The sequence below is a fragment of the Oleiphilus sp. HI0128 genome, from assembly GCF_001635365.1.
In genome coordinates this window covers 1-894 of the sequence record NZ_LWGG01000158.1, presented here as the reverse complement: position 1 = coordinate 894, position 894 = coordinate 1, and the positions used below count along the sequence as shown (strand labels likewise).

The 894-nt window shown below is 41.6% G+C and carries 1 protein-coding gene; it reads right to left on the bottom strand.

Annotation, left to right across the window (positions count from 1 at the left end; genetic code table 11):
- A partial coding sequence (locus A3763_RS02040) for a DUF2971 domain-containing protein (RefSeq protein WP_082880339.1) occupies positions 1 to 628 on the bottom strand: 628 nt, incomplete at its 3' end.
- Between the last annotated feature and the right edge of the window lie 266 nt (positions 629 to 894).

Below are 894 nucleotides of genomic sequence, written 5' to 3'. Positions count from 1 at the left end.
CGACGTTTATGAGCTTGTCACTCACTGATGCCGGCCGTAATAAGCGCCACTCTTGCTCATGAGAAAAGTGTTCACTACGGTGAAATAGTGAAATGAAAGGATGTGAGTCTTTCAGCTTTAACGGACGCTCTGCACTATACTTCACTGGCTGAAACATTTGAGGGGCATCTCGGTATTGAGGGGCGGTAAAAAACTCATGAGTTTGGTCTAGTTCGATGACCATACCTCGGTGATTAGCCGCTTGATACTGCCAGAGTAGCGAGTTATCTGCTCTTTCAGATAAGCATAGCAGTGTTAGATTTTTCTGTTGTTTAGCCGACACTGTACTCACTTGCGGTACAGAACGTTGTCTTATTTGTGCTTCAATACTGGCTCGTTTGCTTTGGGATTGTTCTTCAAAATACTCAAAGCTCATCAGGCTTGATAAAGACTCTGGTAGCGCCGCGAATTGAGCTTTCAATTCAACTCTGAACTCTTCATCTGAAACAGCGATTGACCCATCAGGCTGATGATTAAGGGCTTCATTGCTAACGAATGGGTCCATCAATGATGAGGCTTCTAAGAAAGGTAGCTTCCCTTCTCGCAACCACGTTAAGCCTTTCTCGCTGCAGTATAAAAACAGGCTCACTTTCTACCTTTATAAGCGTATTATATTTAATGAAAAACCAAAGGGTCAGTTTAAAGTTTCAAGCACTAAAGCAAAGCAGAATAGCATAATCGTCGGGATGAAAATAACTGTAAGTTGTTTCCATCGTGGCCATTTATCAGCCTTTATAAACGCCACCAGGCATGAAATTAAAAATACGATCAGCACTAAAATTCTAAACATAAAGATCCTATGGCAGTTGTATGTAAGCTGCTTTTATGGTCAGGAAGTTGTTAGAAACTATAGCT